Consider the following 16,306-nt stretch of genomic DNA (forward strand, 5'->3'; position numbering starts at 1 on the left):
GTGAGGGGCCGTTTCGTGGGCCCAACTGGAATCGGCTATTTGGTAAGCCGTGGTAGCGAATACGCTCCTATTGTGCGTACAGGGCGTAAAACGTAGGTCTCATCCGGTGCTGAATCGGGTGGATTAGCAGAAAAGTTGTTGTCCATTTTTGGTTTGGACAACACGGCTTCCCAGGCGCGCAGCAGGGCCGGGCCGTAGCGCTCCAGCGCATCGTGGCCGTAGACGCCGGCGTGCCCCAGCGCCTTTTCCTTGAGGTTGGAATCGCCGCCCGAGCCGAGCATCACCATGTCGGCGCCGGTGTGGCGGGCCGTGTGCGTGGTGATGACCTTGTGCAAAGGTATGATTTCCTCGACGGGCTCGCCCTGCACGTACTGTACTCGCACGAAAGAGCGCTCCAGTTGGGCTACCCGGGCCAGATGCTTCATGCGGCGGTTGCGCTCCTGCTGCACGGGCATCGGGAGCTTGCCGGCGTAGCGTTCCCAGATGGCTGCGGCCGCCGGTGGCAGGGGCAGGCGCACCTCGTCACCGGTTTTGGCCTGCCGGAAAGTGGCTACCGGCACGGGGCCGTAGCCCGGCAGCGGGACGGGCTCGATGTGGTGGGGGCGCAGCTGGCGCAGGTCGGAGTCGCGCAGCAGGAGCAGGGTTTGCAGCACGAACAGGTCGCGCTCGATGGCTAAGTCGGGCAGCAGGTCGGATAAGGCAATCAGGTGCTGCAGTTCCTTGGCACGCAGGGCCGGGGCGCGGCCGTAGCGGGTTTGCAGCTTCAGCCAGCCGGGCACCGGCAGGCCGCCCAGCCGGAAGCACTCGCGCAGAAACTTGACGTGCTTGCTGACCGTGCCATCGACCAGCCCCAGGCCAGCCAGGTGCGTGAGGTAGCCCAGAAACTCGGGGCGCGTGAGCTCCAGCACGGGCCAGTCGGGCTGGTAGGCTTGCAGGTGGTCTACGACCTGCTTGTAGCGCCGGGCGCCGTGGGAGGTCTGCCCGGGGTTGTCGGCTTTCCAGCGGGCGTAAAATTCGGTGGGCGTGACGGCTGGCGGCGCTACCGTAACCGATGTGGAGTTGGTTTTGGCACGCCGGGCGCTGGTGGCCGTGCGCAGCATGGCGGGCGTCAGGGGCACGTCCTCGACCACGGCCCGCTCGGCCACCTTGAGCACGGTGGCCTTTAGCGCATTCAGGCGGGCGTTGAGGTGGCCGGCGGCGAGGTCTTTGGCGGAAACTGGTTGGGCCTTGTCGGGGCGGAAGTGCGCGGGCAGGCACTTGACGCCAGTAGGTAGGGTGGCCCGGTGCCTGGGCCAGGTCACGTCCAGAAAGACGTAGCAGCGCCCATCCCGGGCGGGTTTGTCCAGGCGTTGCCGCAAGGTCAGGTTCATAAAGTGCGGGTTGGTAGTGGAATGTCGGCGCCTAGGGCCGGCGCTTGCGGATGCCGTAGGCGGCGCAGAGGTCGCGCACCTGGCGGGCCGAGCGCAGGCCCAGCAGCCGGGCCAGCTCCGCCGCGGTGTGGTGGGGGCGGAGCTGGCGCAGGCGCTGCAGCGTGGCGCAGGTGTGGTACTGGTAGGGCCGGCGGGGGCGAGTGAAATCGAGGCTCAGCTGCATGGGGGTAAACGGTAATCGGTCAGGTGTACTTCTGGGCGCTCAGGGTCTGGGTGAGGAACTGCAGGAGCTGGGGTAGCTGCTCCCTGGGCAGGTCCAGTACTACCCGCTCCCGGGTTTTGTCGAGGAAGGCCGGGGCGTGGGCATAGCGGCAGGGCTTGGAGGTAGTGGGTGGCATCAGGGAGTGAGAAAGGGGAAGTGAGCCGGCCGCAGGGCCGCCATAGAGTTGAGCACGGCCAGGCCGTCGTCGTAGAGCAGGCGTAGGTCTTTCAGCCGCTGGTTGGTCTGGATGGGCAGGTAGAGGGCGTTCAACTGCTCCTGCCGCTCGGGTGAGCTGGCGTAGTAGCCGGGTTTGAAGGCTTGGAGCCAGTTGAAGGCCGGGTAGTATTCCTGGGCCGTCCATCGCATTTCCTGGTCCAGCAGGCGCGTGTCGCGCTGGATGGCGGGCAGGCAGTCGGGGTCGTCCAACAGGCCGGCCAGCGTATCCAGGCGCAGGTGCTGGATATTCCGGAAAGGGGCCAGGCAGGTCGTTAGCTCGGCCTTATGCACGTCGAGGCGTTTCACCCGCTGGGTGGCGTAGGGCGACGTGCGGCCCCAGCGGTTGGCGACGTGCAGGCGCACCCAGCGCAGGTGGCGGTTGTAGCCCCGCACCATGATTTCGCCCAGGCGCTTGCCGTCCACGATGTGGAAGACCGTGCCGCTGGCCGTGGTCATGGGAAGTTTGGGAGTGGCCGCGGAGGGGCCTTTGGGGTAGCGTTTCATGCGGTGAAGTCGCGGGAGGTGGAAGTGATGGGCCGCCCGTGGGGGCTGAATTCGGCCGGTAGCTCGTCGGCCTTGAGGTAGTTGGTGCCGTGCTGGCGGTAGGTGTTGATGGCCTTGGGGTCCAGGGGCGAGTGTCCCAGCTTGCCATCGTGGTAGCGGAAGCTGTGACGCTGGTAGGTGAGCGTGATGCCGTCAACTGGAGTCGGGAAGCCGGTTTCGGGCTGCTCCTTGATTTTCTTGGCGTGGAAGGCCACGGCGTTGTCGGTGGGGTCTTCGTCGTAGCTCGGGCGGTGCACCACCAGCAGGTTGTCAATCTTGTTGGCCCACATGCGTCCCTGGGCCACGCTGAACTGGTCGGGCACCTTGAGCTTGCCCTCGGTAGTGCGGGCCACGCCGGCGGGGTGGGCACACACGACGGCGCACTGGTCGTAGTCCTCGGCGAAGTCGCACAACGCGCCCAACTGGTGCTTGAGCATCTCGTCGTCGCGGCCGCCGTATTCGCGTAGGTTGTCGGTGAGGGTGTTCCAGGGGTCGAACAGGAAGCCCTTGGTTTTGTGGGTCACGGCGCAGTGCTGCATCACCCGCAATACCTCATCGAGCCGGCCGGCCTTGCGGGGGTTGACGATGTGGAAGTGCTGCACCACCCAGGCCGCGGCGGCTTCGTACTCGGCGAAGCTCAGGCGGCGCTTTTTGGGGTGGCAGGTCTGGCCCACGTAGGCCTGCACCAGCTTGCGTACCAGCTTCCAGGCCGGCATGTTCTCGGGGCAGTCCAGGCCCCAGGTCCAGCCGTCGTACACGCTCTTGGTGAGCATGAGTTGCAGCATCAGCTCGGTTTTGCCGTGGCCGGGCCAGCCGGTGACCAGCGTGGCCTCGCCCGGCATCCACGACCACGTACCCTGCAGGCTGGGGAAATGGGTAGGCGAGCCGTTGGTGTCCTGCCGGTTCCAGGCCTGGCGCATCTCGTCCAGCACGTCGGCCGGGTGCAGCAAGGCGTCGGCGGGGTTGCTCAGGGTTGACTTGCCGGGCTTCAGCGGGCGGGGAGGAGCAGAACCGGCAACGGGCTCCGCCGGCTGGGCGAAGGGATTGAATCTATGCGGGGAGTGCATGCGGGACGGGTAGAGGCGGGAGACGGTCTTGCAGGGCGATGAGGGTGTCGAGGACGTCGTAGTAGCGCTGGTTGAGCTGCTGCACCTCCTGCTTGAGGTAGTCGCGCTCCACGCCCATCATCGTGTAGCGGAGCTGGGCTTCAGTCATCTCCTTGCGCATTTCCCCCACCTGCTGGGCTTCCAGCTCGTGCAGGACCGACACGGAGCCGGTGTAGATTTTCAGGGCCCGCAGCAGGGCGGCGTTCTGCTCCCAGCGTGCCCGGTGGGCGGGGTTGGTGGGCGGCTCGGCGCAGCGTAACTCCAACAGTTCCACCAGCGGAGCCAGCTGCTCGGTGGCGTAGTCGAGTTGCCAGCCGGCATCCTCGAGGGCTCGGGGGTCGGGCAGGTTCATGGCTTAGGCGACGTGGCTAAGGGGTTCGGATTCGGCGGGTTGCAGGCTGGGATAAAACAGCGCCTCGGGGTCGAAATCGGGCCGGGCGGCCGGGGAAATGACCGGGGCAGGGCGCTCGGCCTGATTGCTGACCTCATCCAGCCAGCAGCGGCCGTTGAGCCAGGTGAGCGGGTTTTTGCGGTACTTCCGGTCAGGCTTGGCTGCCACGTAGGCCGGCACGGCGGCCAGGGCGGCGGCTTGGTCGGCAGGGGAGAGGGCTTTCCAGCGCTGCTCGCACTTGTGGCGGTCCTCCTTCTTGCCGAACAGCTCCCAGAAATCCTCGAAAGAAGCTCCTTCACCCGCCCCGGCGGCAGCCGGGGGTTGGGGTTTCGTTTTCCTTTTCGTTTTTTCCTTATTAATAGAGGTGCCGCTTTTACTGCCGTTTATACTGCCACTTATACTGTCACTTGTACTGCCGTTTTTACTTACCTCAGGTAAGGGTATTGCGGAAGCATCGGGGTCGATGAGGCGGTATATTGTGGGGTTGCGCTTATGGCCTGACGTGAAATCCAATAGCCCTGCCTGCTTGAGTCGGTTGCGAGCACTTATCAGTGATTTCTCCGAAACCCCGAGGGTCGCACAGAGAAGCGGGTTTGAGTATTGGAATTCGGTAGGCCAGCGCAACTTATTGCAGATAGCAACCAGCTCGTAAAACAGGTCGGCTTCGATGGACGAGAAACGAAAGCTGGGGCGTAGCTCGCGGAAGTGGTCAGATAGGTCGTAGCCGTTCATGGGAGACGGGCCTAGCTGGCCAGGCGCAGGGCGGGCTCCTGAAAGAGCGGGCCGGTGTCGAGGTGCCGCACGGCGGCGTAGGTGTCGGCCGTGGGTCGGGGCTGGGTGTTGGCCCAGCTTTGCAGTTGAGCCAGGCCCCGGCGCAGGCGCACCCGAACCATGTTGGCGCTGATGCCCAGCTGCTGGGCGGCCTCTGCCACCGGCAGGCCCTGGTAGTAATGCAGCGCCACGGCGGCGCGGGCGTCGGCATCCAGGTCCAGCACGGCATCAGTGGCGCCCATCACCAGGGCCCCGGCGCGGGCTGCCTCGGCGGGCTCCACTGTTGCGCCCTCCTCGTTGGTGAGGGCCAGCAGCAGGAAGGGGTCTTCATTCATGCCCGGGCGGGTGATGAGGTTGGTCTTGCGCTTCAGGTGCGCGATGTAGCACCGCCAGCCAATCTCGTTCAGCCACGAAGCCATCGAGCCCGTGCCGGTGTACAGCTTCCGGTGCAGGCTTTTGAGTGCCTGGGCCAGCGCGTCCTGGGTCAGGTCGGCTATCAGCTCGGCATCACGCGGGCCCTTCACCTTGAAGAAATCCACCAGCCGGGGCCGCAGCTCGGCCAGCATCGGGTTCAGCAGCGCCTCGTTCCCCGTTTCGTAGTAGGCGCGCACCACTTCCCGGTGGCGCGCATCCTGTTCGCGGCGGGTCTTCATCGTTAGGCGAAGCGGACCCGGTTGGCCTCGGCTGTGCGGTAGTTGTAGATTTCGCTGAACAGCTCCAGGTAGAGCTTGTGCGTGGCGCAGGGCTTCAGGGCCCGGGGGTTCAGCAGAATCTTGTGCAGGAACACACTTGGCTCGAAGCCGGCCACGCAGGCGGCGCAGTAGTACACGGCGGCCACGAAGCGGGTGTCGAAGGCGTGCTTGAAATCACCCTCTTCCTTGATGCGCTCGATGAGCCCCGCCACGGCCTCGGCCTTGTCGAGGTTGGCGGCGCGGAATACCCCGTCCCGAAACTCGTCGGCGCGGTTGTTGGACGAGCCCGAAACCATCATGCGGGCGTTGGAAAAGCTCAGGGTGGGGTGCGCGTTCATAAAGTCGGTGAGGGCTTGGTAGTCGGGTTTTCCTTTCTGGGTCCAGTAGTGCAGGTAGTCGGCGCCCTGCCAGTTCTTCTGGGCCACGTTGAGCGTGGCAATGTCCTGCTCGCTCAGGTCGGGGGCAATGCGGTAGTACACCGGCAGGCCGAGCTCGCGGGCGGCCGCCAGGCGGTGCTGGCCGTCGATGATGCCCATAGTGGCCTGCACGTCGATGGGCTTGATGTGGAGCAGGTTTTTCTTGGTGATTTGCGCCACCAGCTTGCGGACGTGCTTGGCGTCCACGGCCCGGTTTTCGGGCAGCAGGTGGAACAAATCGTAGTTGGTGGTCGAGTACACCACGCCGGGCACCGGGGCGTCGGTGGTGGGCAGCGAGGCCGGCAGGGTGGCGGCATACTTGCGGGCGGTACCCGTGGCGGGGGCGACGGCTACACCCAAATCGCGGGCGAGGTCGGAGAAGCTGCGGCCCGTCGTGGGGGCGGTCAAAGTGTCGGTTGTCATGAGTAAAATTGAAGTAAAAAAGTAGAGGAATAAAACGAGATATTTGGGTGCGGTCGCGCTAGGAATCGAACGTGGATTGAGAGCTTTGAAGACGCTAATACCAGCTGTCCTACGCCGCCTGCCTACCCGACTGAAATGCCTCGAAGTCCCGCACGTCCTGCTCGGTGACGTGGTACTTCTTGCCCAGCCGGGCGTGGCGCAGGCCGCCCGGGGCTGGGAACAGGCCCAGGTACTTGTAGCAGGTAGTGGCGCACTGCCCCAGCCGCGTCGTCAGGCGGTCGTCGTAGCCGCGCTCGGGCGTGGGCGTGCCGCCCATGTGGTAGGTACGGTTGGCGACCTCGGCGGCGGCCCGGCTGTCGGCGTACTGCCGGCCCACCACGTTCAGGAATTCCTGCTCGCTGGGCTTCGAGAGCCGCAGCTCGGCCACGCCGTTCTTGATGTCGAGCTGCATGGCGCTTAGGCGGCTTTCTGGGTGGTGGTGTCGATGCCCAGGCGGTCGTAGTCGTACATCGGGATGACGATGGCCCCCGTCTCGCGCTGCAGGCGAATCGCCTCGGCGTGGTCGGTCACGTCCAGCTCGGTGAAATACAGCGAGCGCATGCCCCCGAACCAGACTTCTTGCTGCAGGGCCGTGCGGAAGCGGCTGGCCTGCCGCCCGGCGTAGGTGGTGCGCTTGCCCGGCACGTAGGCCCGCAGGCAGTAGGGCGTGCCGTCCACGTCCATGTCGAGGCAATAGCCCAGCACCGGCAGTACCGTGCCCGCCCGGAAGCTCAGCACCCGGCCGGTCAGCACCAGCATGTCGCCCTCCTTGAAGCCCTCCGACACGTCGAGCTTCGCCCGCTTGTTCACGGGGCTCCCCAGCAGCGGAATGAGGGGCTTGGGGTTCTTCTTGGAATTCATAGGGGTGTTGTGTGAAAGAGTGAAAGGGTATGAAAGTGAATGCCGCCTAGGCGACTGGTTTAAGAGATTGAATGTCCTGGGCCGCCTGGAGCGTGCCGGTTTCGCGGGCAATGCACAGTGCTTTTTGCACGAAGCGGTTGCCGGGGCGCTGCCGCTTAAGCGCCTTGCTGACAGCAGCCAGCGATACGCCAGCCTCGCGGGCCATGCGTGTAACTTCGCCCTCCGGCAGGAGCTTGGCGAGGCTTTCAGGTTTGGGGTTGGTTTGCATGTGGCTACCTTTGGTTATGTGCTGTTAAGTACGGCAAAGTTAAACCAATTGGTTTAAGATTTCCAAACCAATAACCCCAAAAAGATTTAATAAAAATGGCGGAGGTTATTCATTCCACTCTTACACACCGCGTAATAGAATCCTTTGAGGAGCTAAAAAAACGCGGACTGGTTAAGAATAAGCGTGCCTTTGCGGAAGCTGGGGGCTTTTTACAGCAGCATTGGAGTGGTTATGAAAAAGGAACCAGACGCATCAGTTCAGAGAATGCGGCTACCTTATCAAAGCGCTTTGGTTTATCACTCGACTATCTCCTACACGGAGAGGGCGAAATGTTCGGCACTTCTAAACCAGTAGCTGAAAATGCGCCATTCGATGTGCAGGCAATAGGATTCCTATCGGACTTACCGTTTGTAGAACTACCCTTCGTAAGTGTAAAGGCTCGTGCCTCATTCACCGGGATGGGAGGCGTCGAGATAAGCCCTAAGCAATTTGATACTGTCCGCCTCACAGTGTTAACCCCAGAAGAGGCCGAGCGCTACACCGGAGCCGTGGTATTCGAGGTGGATGGCGACAGCATGGAGCCCCTCATGCACTCAGGCCAGCGCGTCATAGCCTGGCCGGTGGCCGAGGGGAAGTGGGAGCAGCTACATAATGTAGCCTGCGTGGTGGCTTATGATGATACCGTAACAATAAAGGCCATCCGTGAGAATGACCTTTTTACGAAAAATTTATTGACGCTTTATGCCCTGGATGCGAGAGCAGGTTACTTACCAGTGGCTAGACAATCAATACGTTCAATATGGCGTGCTGACGAGTTTTTTGACCGTCCAAAAATTCGCCTTTAACTGACTGCTTCTTTTTGTGGAAAACTAATTTTGGTTAATGTAAGGAAAGGCGTTAAGTTTCGGATGGATAAAGCCGTTGCTTGGGTTTTTTATAAAAAATGCAGTTTTCATGATAGGTGTTGACCTCTTCTCTGGGGCCGGTGGTATGAGCGTTGGCGCCCGACAGGCTGGCGTCCGTGTGCGTTTTGCTGTCGAGAATGACCCACACGCGGCTCACACCTACCGCGCCAACCATCCTGATGTAGAACTCTTCGCTGACGACATTCGGCATTTGGAACAAGTCGATGTACCCCGCGACGAACCACTAGTGGTATTCGGTGGCCCGCCGTGTCAAGGTTTCTCTACCTCGAACCAACGAACCCGCTCCCTCGAAAACAATAATAACTGGCTCTACGCTGAATTTTTGCGGGTTGTCAAAATGTTTAGCCCCCTACCCGATTGGGTAGTTTTCGAAAACGTCAAAGGCTTTACAGAAACGGCTGACGGCGTGTTCCTGCAAACCGTTATTGGTGAACTGGAGGACTTAGGTTATACAGTTACTACGCAGGTACTCAACGCGGCTAACTTTGGCATTCCTCAGCGGCGTAACCGCTTTTTTGCCATTGCTTCACTTGATGGCCGCAAGGTCCAAGTACCCGAGCCAGGGCTACCACCCGTCACTGTAGCGGAGGCTTTCGCTGACCTGCCATCACTGGAAGTAGGTGCCAGCCATGACAAACTTCCTTATCGGAAGGTGAAACCTTCCTCTTATGCTCAAGCCCTTCGAGGCGAATTACAGGAATGTATTGGACACTTGGTGTCACGAAATGCTACCGGCGTATTAAAACGCTATCCGCATATTCCACAGGGTGGTAATTGGGAGAATATCCCCACTGAGTTGATGAGTAACTATAAGGACCACTCGCGTTGTCATACTGGCATATACCACCGTCTGCACGCCCAACGCCCATCTATAGTTATTGGCAACTACCGCAAAAATATGCTTATTCACCCTACAGAACACCGAGGCCTTTCTGTGCGTGAGGCTGCTCGGTTGCAGAGTTTTCCTGATAACTTTGAGTTCAAAGGCAGTATAGGGTTTCAACAACAACAAGTGGGTAACGCTGTTCCACCTCTACTCGCTCAGGCTGTATTTGAAGCTATTATAAGTAATATTACTAAGTAATTTTATGGCGGAAGCACTTGAGAAGATTTTAAAAGAAAAATCTAAAAGCGAACCTGAAGCTTTCCCCAATAGTAGTAAAGGCTATTATAAACGGTATGCCAGTTTCTCAGACTATCTAAACAATGAGGTACATCCATTTGTCAATCAGGCGGCAATGGTGCTTGATATTGAGAAAGGGCTAGGCTTTCTAACAGACCATGGCCCGGGTCATATTCAAACAGTTATGCGGCGAGCCTGGGACTTATTAGGCCATAGCTCTAATGTGCTGAGCGGATATGAAGTGTATATGCTTTTAACGGCCATACATATCCACGATGCCGGTCATATTCGGACAGGACGTAAGGGACATGAGAAGGCTTCCAGACCTCTTCTTAATGCGCAGCTTGGAGCTGATAGTGTGGAAAATGCTTTTATTTATAGTATAGCAGAAGCACATGGAGGTGAGGTTGTTCCCGGTGATAGGGATAAGCTAGCGAGACTAGTTCCTCGGCCCTTTGCAAGTAAAAAGTTCAACATGCCCTTCCTAGCGGCACTTTTACGATTTGCGGACGAGCTTGCCGATGACTATACTAGAGCAGCAAGGTACGTAATGGGAGAAGGTGGTATACCTCATCCAAGCGAAGTGTTTCACGCTTATGCATTCGCTCTAAAATCTGTTGACGTAAATCTAGAAGCTAAAGAAGTGCAGCTAAGCTTTTATCTTTCTCCGGATGATGCAACCAGAGAGTTTGGGAAGCTAGAAAGTAAAGTGTATCTGTTGGATGAAATACTAGATAGAACATTTAAAATGTACCATGAATGCCTCTATTGCATGCGATATTTTCCTGCCGAGTTGCAGATAAACGCCATAAGTGTACAAATTGAGTTTATGGGTGATTCAGAGGTTCACCAACCGATTAATTACCGATTGAAAGAAAGCGGCTATCCAAAACTTCATGCACAACATCCATCAGAGTTATGTGGTAAAGACTTGATGATTGATGGTAGAGTAATCGACGGAATTACGTTGAAGGAAAGGATCGAGAAAAAAATACAAGAACATGTCTGAAAAGTCAACTACCGTAGACCCTACAGTGAATCCGTTTGCTGTTCAGACGCCTGAGGATATTTCTGCTCAAGAGGCGTTCGACTTATTTGTCGATGTGTTTACTGACTTTAATCAGGTTCGGCTCCCTGGCCATACTTTTCTGCATGGCCCTAGGGGTTCTGGTAAAAGCATGATGTTCCGATTTATGCTGCCTGATTGCCAGATGCTGAATCTTAAGCAACCCCTACCACAACACAATTACTTTTCCGTTTATATACCAGTTAAAAAGACTGGCCTCAATCTCATTGATTTAGGCCGTATTGACCAGCACGCTAAGTATTTATTGAATGAACACCTGCTGGTGTCTTATATTTCAGGCAAGGTCTTTTCGTTTCTTGTTGAACTGTCTAAAAAACACAGCATATTCAATGAGCATAAAGGAGCCATCGCAAGATACATAAAGAAGTTTTTCAATAGAGTTATTTCTTCTGGCTACACAGGCCCAATGCCTGTTGTGACAGAAGGAGCAGATGCGCCTGAGATGTTCGCAATAATGGCCGATATCTGTGATGGCCTTTACCTTGATGTGCTTCAGTATGTCAGGAAATTGATTTTCATAAGTAACAGCTTTCCTCCATACTCCGGCTCTATTTGTGGCTATCTTGACTTCTTATATCCATTACTCTGTGAACTTCGGGCTCTTGAGTTCATGCCCAAAGCACCTATTTTCCTTTTAATAGATGATGCAGACAACCTAAATATTTCTCAAACTACTATATTAAATACCTGGGTTTCATATAGAACGACTGCTGATGTTAGTCTGAAGATATCAACGCAGTTGAACTATGTGAATTTTAAGACCATAAGCGGTATACCTATAGAATCGCCTCATGATTACAATGAAGTAAATACGGAAACTATCTATACGTCCAGTAAGGACAAATACAAAGAGCGAGTTTCTGCAATTGTCAAGAAAAGACTCGAGAATGCTGGCATCAACAAAACAGCAGAGGAGTTCTTTCCTGTAGATAAAGTACAGGAAGCAAAGATTAAAGAGTTTGCTGACCGAATAATTTCAGGTGAGATTGTTACGCCTAATGGGCGAGACACGGATAAAGCTTATAGATATGCAGCATCAGAGTACATTAAGTCCCTGAGAGGGATGAGCAAGTCCGGCATGACTTATCGATATGCAGGCTTTAAATCAATTGTCAATATCTCATCGGGAGTCATTAGGCATTTCTTAGAGTTAGCGTCACGTATGTACAGTGAAAAACTTGCTGACGCAAAGGCTACAGATTACACTGTTATAGAGCCGTCTATTCAAAATAGGGTTGTCCGAAACTACTCTGAGGAAATCATTCTTAACGATTTTAACAAAAAAATCGAAGAGATAAACCAAGAGGAAGAGGGGGTAGAACTTAATCTTACAAAGAATGCTAAATTGAGAAACCTCATCTATTCGATGGGCGGTGCATTCCAAGCAGTTCTTCTTTCTGATGGGTCACAGAGGCGGATATTCTCGATAGCACTTAGTGACACTCCGGACAAAGAGGTGAATGAAATTTTGAAGCTTGGTGTTAGGTATGGGTTCTTCCAAGAGGCAACAATAGGCAATAAAGAAGGTACTGGTAGGACGAAAAGGTACGTCCTTAACCGACGTTTAGCTCCAGCCTTTTCGCTACTTCCAACAAGTTTTGCAGGCTACCTGTTCATCACAAATAAGGACTTGAAGACGGCAATAGCCAATCCAAAGTACTTTGTTTCACAGTTCAAGAAGAAAAAGTCTTGGATTGATTCTCCAGAACCTGTGAAGAAGCCTCAACAAGGTAATCTATTCAGTACCGACGATGAATAAGCCAGCTGAGAATCTGCTCCCGGAAATCAACAATAAGCCCGCTAGGAAACTGCTTCTCTCAAAAGTAGCTAGCCGATTCAGCCATAAGGTTGATTTATTCGTCGTGTCCGTAAGCTTTGAAGTTCGTTGCTTATGCATAGCGGAGGCACTTGGGGCTGAAAATGTTAATAGAGTTCTTGTATGCTATAATCAAGACCAGGAATTTTTGATGCATAATAACCGTATGCGTCTTAAATCATTGTTTGGTAGCAAGGCTGTAGATGTTCCATTGATGATGGACAAGCCCTTGATAACAGCAGACCACTTAGTTACTGGTCTTTCATATCTTGAGCATGATGATGCTAGAAATGTTCTTGTTGATATAACATCATTTACGCATGAAGCGCTTCTGATATTAATTAGAGTGATTTACGACTTGTTTAATAAGAAAAAATACAATTTTAATTTTATTTATACAGCTGCCTCAGCATATTCTTTCAACGAAAAGAATGCCGACACTTGGCTGACTCGTGGCATTAAAGATATACGTACTATTCTCGGGTATTCAGGAGAGTTTGTACCATCTAAAAACACCCATTTGATAATTCTTCTGGGATATGAAGTTGAAAGAGCATTTAAGCTGATTGACCTTTTTGAGCCCGCTCAAATCTCATTAGGTGTAGCAAGAAAAGCAGAGTCAATACACCCCTCTTTTCATGCTGTAAATCAGCTTACACACAGTAAAATGCCTGGCTCCGAAAAGAAAGTGAGTACATTTGATTTTTCCTGCATAAACCCTTGGCAAACCAAGGAAGATATTGCTGCACAAGTAAAAGCCAACCCTGGATACAATGTCGTTATCGCTTCGCTTAACAATAAAATATCGACAGTCGGGGTAGGCATATTTGCATTGGGTAGGCCAGAAATTCAATTATGCTATACTAGCGCTGCTCAGTATAACACTAAAGGTTATTCGTTGCCAGACGACCACTGTTATCTGTTTAAAATGGATTTTGGAAGTATTGGGGGGTAATTAGTAATGGATGAATACACAACAAAAAACGTTGTGTATTCGTAAGCGGTGCATTACCTTTGCCCCATCATGAGCCAGCTCCCGCAATACGCCACCTTTGAAGGCCCCACCTTTCGCGGCTTCGTCACCGCCGAGGTGCCGGGCCTGGAAAACATCAAGCTCACCACCGCCCAGGCCCAGCGCGTCGAGGCCGCCCGCATCATCCACGGCTACAAGCCCGACACCTTCGAGTGCTGGGCGCTGAAGGATGCCCCCGGCAAGGTGCGCATCGTCAAGTAGCATGGAGCCCGCCACCGCCCGGCGCGGCCGCCAGCTCGCCGACCCCTGCCCCCCGGCCTGGCTCGACCACCTGCGCACTTGGTGCGACCAGTCCGGCGCGGGCGACCTCACCCGCTACGCCACCATCCCCTGGGGCGACTACGAGCGCCTGCAAGGCATCACGCCCTACAAGGTGCGGAAGTGGTACCAGGGCCAGCCAGCAGGAGGGAGGGGTAATGGGCCGCAGCTGCTGAGCCGGGCGGATTACCTGCTACTGGTGCCGCTACTGGTGGGGTGGCATGGGTACGAGCCGATAGAATAACCAGAAGCCCTGCTAACGCGGGGCTTTTTGTTTACCTTGGCTGCACAAACTTAGCCTAGGGATTAAATGGATTGGAAGTTAGCCTTACCTATCATAGTACCGTCAGCAACTGCGGTGCTGGTGGTGCTCATCACATTCTTGAGCAACGCATGGCTTAAGAACATAGACGCAAAACAGCGGCAGGCTGACCACAAGCATGAGTTGAGTAAAGTCTTATTGGTCCGAAAGCTTGAAGCTGGGGAAGCGTTTATTGCCAGCATAGTGGCACTCATCAATCAGTATGACGGCTTACGCATCCTGCTGATAGCTGGTATGCCTGGTGCAGAAGACAATGAGTATTTTGCCCATATCCGAAAAGCATTTGAGTCGTTGCAGGCTGCCACCACTGCCATGATGACCAAAGAACGTAATGCCGCTTACATGTACTTTAACAGTCGGCTCTTAGAGCAGGACGAAGGTTCTGAAATACCGCGCATTATCCAGTTGGAAAAAGAGATGGTTAATATCATGATTGCCAGAGGCGAAATTGAGCAGCTACTTTATGAAGAAGGAATAGACCGGCGTAGCAAAGACAATGTTCTCTGGAGCTACAAAGAGAATCAAAAGGATTTCAGCCGACTACGGGAGGAATACGCTGAGGCAATCGTCAAGCATCGCGCGTATCTGCGTAGCGTATGTGATGCAATCCGGCAGGCTCTAGCCAAGTATGACTTGCCTCAGCTCATAAATTAGCTCAAGACCGAAGCCCCGGGCTACGTCGCTACCGTGGCGCTGGGCATCTCGGATGCCACACCGGTAGAATAGCCACCGCATACGAAACTCCAGCTCCCCAGCGTTAAGCAGGAAACCGTCCTGCTTATGCGCTCACCCCGCCCCATCCTCGCCTACGTCCTCGTCGAGCGTCTCTACAACCGCCGCATCACCGTGCGCCGCGATGAAGCCGAGGGCGGCTACCGCCTCCAGCTGGAAACATGCCTCTCCCGTGAGGCCGCTGCCGAGTACGCCGAGGAGCTGGGGCCCGCTGTGCCCTTCGGCAAGCACGTCGAGCTGGTGCGGGGCCGCATCCTGGTTACCCGGCTCGCGCTGAGTAACGAGGCCATGCAGGCCATTTTCGGGCTGTTCCAGCACCACGAGCACAGCGCCACCCAGCGCCAAAAGGCCCGCAACCGCCGGCAGCAATCCATTATCGCCCGGCTGGCCGCGCTGGAGGATGCTGCCATCACCGCCGACTTGCAGAGGCAGCCAGCCGAGCCGGCGCAGGCCCCATCCAAGCCACCCCGCAAACCCCGTACGCCCAAAGAGTAGGGGAGGAGCCCCGCCCGCGTGACCTGCATTTTTGTCGCCCTGTAGCTTTTTTCATTTTCTTTCGTACATTTGCCCCAGTTATGAAATTCTTCTTCTACAGCAGCTGGTATTATTCGACCTCCCCCGAGGCCCGGATGCCTGTTGCCTAAAGAGTAGACCTCTTAACGACGCGCACCCCGGCCCACCAGCCGGGGTTTTTTATTGTTGACACAGGTAGCTCAGTTGGTAGAGCGGCGGTCTCCAAAGCCGTTGGTCGTAGGTTCGAATCCTGCCCTGTGTGCAAGTCGTCGGCAATCGGCCGGCGCCTATTTGGGGAGTTTATTCTGTAAGTGGTAGCAGGGCTGACTGTAAATCAGCTGTCTCAGACTCGGGTGGTTCGACTCCATCAACTCCCACACTTCATTGCCCTGGAGGGTTAGCCTAATTGGTAAGGCAGCATTCTTGAAAACTGCCGGGTTTGCGCCCTTGTGAGTTCGAGTCTCTCATCCTCCGCTAGCCAGAGAGTTGCCCGAGTGGTTAAAGGAGTAGCCTGCTAAGCTATGGTCGGGAAACTGGCCCGTGAGTTCGAATCTCACACTCTCTGCTTCGAAGCCCCGCCCATTCCGGCGGGGCTTTTTTTAGTAGTACCCGCCTGTGGCCCCCGCAAGCCAACCGAGTAGGGGAGGGGTAACACGCGGCACAACCCACGGCAGCTCCTGGCCGCCCCTGAGCAGCTTAACACAAACCCGCATTTCCTTGCCTAGCTGAGGCAGTAGAGGGAATTTCACGGTAGCATAAACCTCCGAGAAACTTCCCCCCATTTACCCCTCACCTCTGCAGCATGACACAAGCAGGAGCCCTGACCCGGCAGGCCAATACCGAGAACCGCAACCGTAAGATTCGGAACGCCTTCTACGACCGTTACACCAACAAACCGCGCCCCCGGCAATTCAGCCGCGAGTACGTCATCAGCCAGCTGGCCGAGGAATACAACCTCAGCATGACGACGGTGGAAAATATCTTGTACAAACAAGAGAAGGCCCCTGTATAGGATCTTGTCGTAATCTTCTCTTATCTTGTCCTCTCAACGGTTGCCGCACATCTGACTTTCAGGTAATAAACCTCGTTGTCAGCCGTTACCTAGTTATCCCTCTCACATTTTAACCCTTCCCTCGCC

The 16,306-nt window shown here is 55.7% G+C and carries 23 protein-coding genes and 4 tRNA genes; 14 read left to right on the forward strand and 13 right to left on the reverse strand.

Going from position 1 to position 16,306, the window contains the following annotated elements; translation table 11 throughout:
• Window positions 1–35 precede the first annotated feature (35 nt).
• The 12 genes from Q5H93_RS21510 to Q5H93_RS21565 all read right to left on the reverse strand — a co-directional run bounded on the left by Q5H93_RS21510 (window position 36) and on the right by Q5H93_RS21565 (window position 7,358).
• Window positions 36–1,370, reverse strand: a complete 1,335-nt coding sequence (locus Q5H93_RS21510; RefSeq protein ID WP_305008768.1) for a site-specific integrase — start codon at window positions 1,368–1,370, stop codon at window positions 36–38.
• Window positions 1,371–1,401: 31 nt separating this feature from the next.
• Window positions 1,402–1,593, reverse strand: coding sequence for a hypothetical protein (locus Q5H93_RS21515; protein WP_305008769.1), 192 nt, complete (start codon window positions 1,591–1,593; stop codon window positions 1,402–1,404).
• Window positions 1,594–1,612: 19 nt separating this feature from the next.
• Entirely contained in the window at window positions 1,613–1,768 is a 156-nt protein-coding gene (locus Q5H93_RS21520) for a hypothetical protein (protein ID WP_305008770.1), read from the reverse strand.
• Entirely contained in the window at window positions 1,768–2,352 is a 585-nt protein-coding gene (locus Q5H93_RS21525) for a hypothetical protein (RefSeq protein WP_305008771.1), read from the reverse strand. Before Q5H93_RS21525 ends, Q5H93_RS21520 begins: the two co-directional genes overlap by 1 nt.
• Window positions 2,349–3,458, reverse strand: coding sequence for a P-loop NTPase family protein (locus Q5H93_RS21530; RefSeq protein WP_305008772.1), 1,110 nt, complete (start codon window positions 3,456–3,458; stop codon window positions 2,349–2,351). Before Q5H93_RS21530 ends, Q5H93_RS21525 begins: the two co-directional genes overlap by 4 nt.
• Entirely contained in the window at window positions 3,442–3,849 is a 408-nt protein-coding gene (locus tag Q5H93_RS21535) for a hypothetical protein (RefSeq protein ID WP_305008773.1), read from the reverse strand. Before Q5H93_RS21535 ends, Q5H93_RS21530 begins: the two co-directional genes overlap by 17 nt.
• 3 nt (window positions 3,850–3,852) lie before the next feature.
• Window positions 3,853–4,620, reverse strand: coding sequence for an LvrA C-terminal domain-related protein (locus tag Q5H93_RS21540; RefSeq protein WP_305008774.1), 768 nt, complete (start codon window positions 4,618–4,620; stop codon window positions 3,853–3,855).
• 11 nt (window positions 4,621–4,631) lie between these two features.
• Entirely contained in the window at window positions 4,632–5,312 is a 681-nt protein-coding gene (locus tag Q5H93_RS21545; RefSeq protein ID WP_305008775.1) for an RNA polymerase sigma factor, read from the reverse strand.
• 2 nt (window positions 5,313–5,314) lie between these two features.
• Window positions 5,315–6,190: a ParB N-terminal domain-containing protein gene (locus tag Q5H93_RS21550; RefSeq protein WP_305008776.1), complete on the reverse strand. Its 876-nt coding sequence runs from the start codon at window positions 6,188–6,190 to the stop codon at window positions 5,315–5,317.
• A 109-nt stretch (window positions 6,191–6,299) separates the two neighbouring features.
• The gene (locus tag Q5H93_RS21555; RefSeq protein ID WP_305008777.1) at window positions 6,300–6,641 is read right to left on the reverse strand and encodes a hypothetical protein; all 342 of its coding nucleotides are present in this window, start codon (window positions 6,639–6,641) and stop codon (window positions 6,300–6,302) included.
• Window positions 6,642–6,646: 5 nt separating this feature from the next.
• On the reverse strand, window positions 6,647–7,090 hold the full coding sequence (locus Q5H93_RS21560) for a hypothetical protein (protein ID WP_305008778.1): 444 nt from the start codon (window positions 7,088–7,090) through the stop codon (window positions 6,647–6,649).
• A gap of 46 nt (window positions 7,091–7,136) precedes the next feature.
• Window positions 7,137–7,358, reverse strand: a complete 222-nt coding sequence (locus Q5H93_RS21565) for a hypothetical protein (protein WP_305008779.1) — start codon at window positions 7,356–7,358, stop codon at window positions 7,137–7,139.
• A 95-nt stretch (window positions 7,359–7,453) separates the two neighbouring features.
• Between Q5H93_RS21565 and Q5H93_RS21570 the strand changes: the two genes are divergently transcribed.
• Window positions 7,454–8,203 carry a hypothetical protein gene (locus Q5H93_RS21570; RefSeq protein WP_305008780.1) on the forward strand — a complete coding sequence of 250 codons (750 nt, stop codon included), beginning with the start codon at window positions 7,454–7,456 and terminating at the stop codon, window positions 8,201–8,203.
• Window positions 8,204–8,255: 52 nt separating this feature from the next.
• On the opposite strand, the gene Q5H93_RS21575 is transcribed toward Q5H93_RS21570, so the two are convergent.
• Window positions 8,256–8,474, reverse strand: a complete 219-nt coding sequence (locus tag Q5H93_RS21575; protein WP_305008873.1) for a hypothetical protein — start codon at window positions 8,472–8,474, stop codon at window positions 8,256–8,258.
• Between Q5H93_RS21575 and Q5H93_RS21580 the strand changes: the two genes are divergently transcribed.
• From Q5H93_RS21580 to Q5H93_RS21640, 13 genes are all read left to right on the forward strand, one after another.
• Window positions 8,382–9,368: a DNA cytosine methyltransferase gene (locus Q5H93_RS21580; RefSeq protein WP_305008871.1), complete on the forward strand. Its 987-nt coding sequence runs from the start codon at window positions 8,382–8,384 to the stop codon at window positions 9,366–9,368. The genes Q5H93_RS21575 and Q5H93_RS21580 overlap by 93 nt on opposite strands.
• A gap of 4 nt (window positions 9,369–9,372) precedes the next feature.
• Window positions 9,373–10,416 carry an HD domain-containing protein gene (locus tag Q5H93_RS21585; RefSeq protein WP_305008781.1) on the forward strand — a complete coding sequence of 348 codons (1,044 nt, stop codon included), beginning with the start codon at window positions 9,373–9,375 and terminating at the stop codon, window positions 10,414–10,416.
• A complete protein-coding gene (locus Q5H93_RS21590; protein ID WP_305008782.1) occupies window positions 10,409–12,253 on the forward strand; it encodes an ORC-CDC6 family AAA ATPase in 1,845 nt (614 codons plus the stop codon). The genes Q5H93_RS21585 and Q5H93_RS21590 overlap by 8 nt, the downstream gene beginning before the upstream one ends.
• On the forward strand, window positions 12,246–13,265 hold the full coding sequence (locus tag Q5H93_RS21595) for a hypothetical protein (RefSeq protein WP_305008783.1): 1,020 nt from the start codon (window positions 12,246–12,248) through the stop codon (window positions 13,263–13,265). Before Q5H93_RS21590 ends, Q5H93_RS21595 begins: the two co-directional genes overlap by 8 nt.
• A gap of 69 nt (window positions 13,266–13,334) precedes the next feature.
• Window positions 13,335–13,544, forward strand: coding sequence for a hypothetical protein (locus Q5H93_RS21600; RefSeq protein WP_305008784.1), 210 nt, complete (start codon window positions 13,335–13,337; stop codon window positions 13,542–13,544).
• 1 nt (window position 13,545) lies between these two features.
• On the forward strand, window positions 13,546–13,845 hold the full coding sequence (locus tag Q5H93_RS21605; RefSeq protein ID WP_305008785.1) for a hypothetical protein: 300 nt from the start codon (window positions 13,546–13,548) through the stop codon (window positions 13,843–13,845).
• A gap of 66 nt (window positions 13,846–13,911) precedes the next feature.
• Window positions 13,912–14,577, forward strand: a complete 666-nt coding sequence (locus tag Q5H93_RS21610) for a hypothetical protein (protein WP_305008786.1) — start codon at window positions 13,912–13,914, stop codon at window positions 14,575–14,577.
• Window positions 14,578–14,703: 126 nt separating this feature from the next.
• The gene (locus Q5H93_RS21615) at window positions 14,704–15,150 is read left to right on the forward strand and encodes a hypothetical protein (protein ID WP_305008787.1); all 447 of its coding nucleotides are present in this window, start codon (window positions 14,704–14,706) and stop codon (window positions 15,148–15,150) included.
• 207 nt (window positions 15,151–15,357) lie between these two features.
• Window positions 15,358–15,430 (forward strand) — tRNA-Trp (locus Q5H93_RS21620).
• 32 nt (window positions 15,431–15,462) lie between these two features.
• A tRNA-Tyr gene (locus Q5H93_RS21625) sits at window positions 15,463–15,545 on the forward strand.
• A 14-nt stretch (window positions 15,546–15,559) separates the two neighbouring features.
• A tRNA-Ser gene (locus Q5H93_RS21630) sits at window positions 15,560–15,642 on the forward strand.
• A 6-nt stretch (window positions 15,643–15,648) separates the two neighbouring features.
• Window positions 15,649–15,733 (forward strand) — tRNA-Ser (locus Q5H93_RS21635).
• 237 nt (window positions 15,734–15,970) lie between these two features.
• A complete protein-coding gene (locus Q5H93_RS21640; RefSeq protein ID WP_305008788.1) occupies window positions 15,971–16,180 on the forward strand; it encodes a hypothetical protein in 210 nt (69 codons plus the stop codon).
• Window positions 16,181–16,306 lie beyond the last annotated feature (126 nt).

It is taken from the genome of Hymenobacter aranciens (assembly GCF_030580865.1).
In the GTDB taxonomy this organism is placed as follows: domain Bacteria; phylum Bacteroidota; class Bacteroidia; order Cytophagales; family Hymenobacteraceae; genus Hymenobacter; species Hymenobacter aranciens.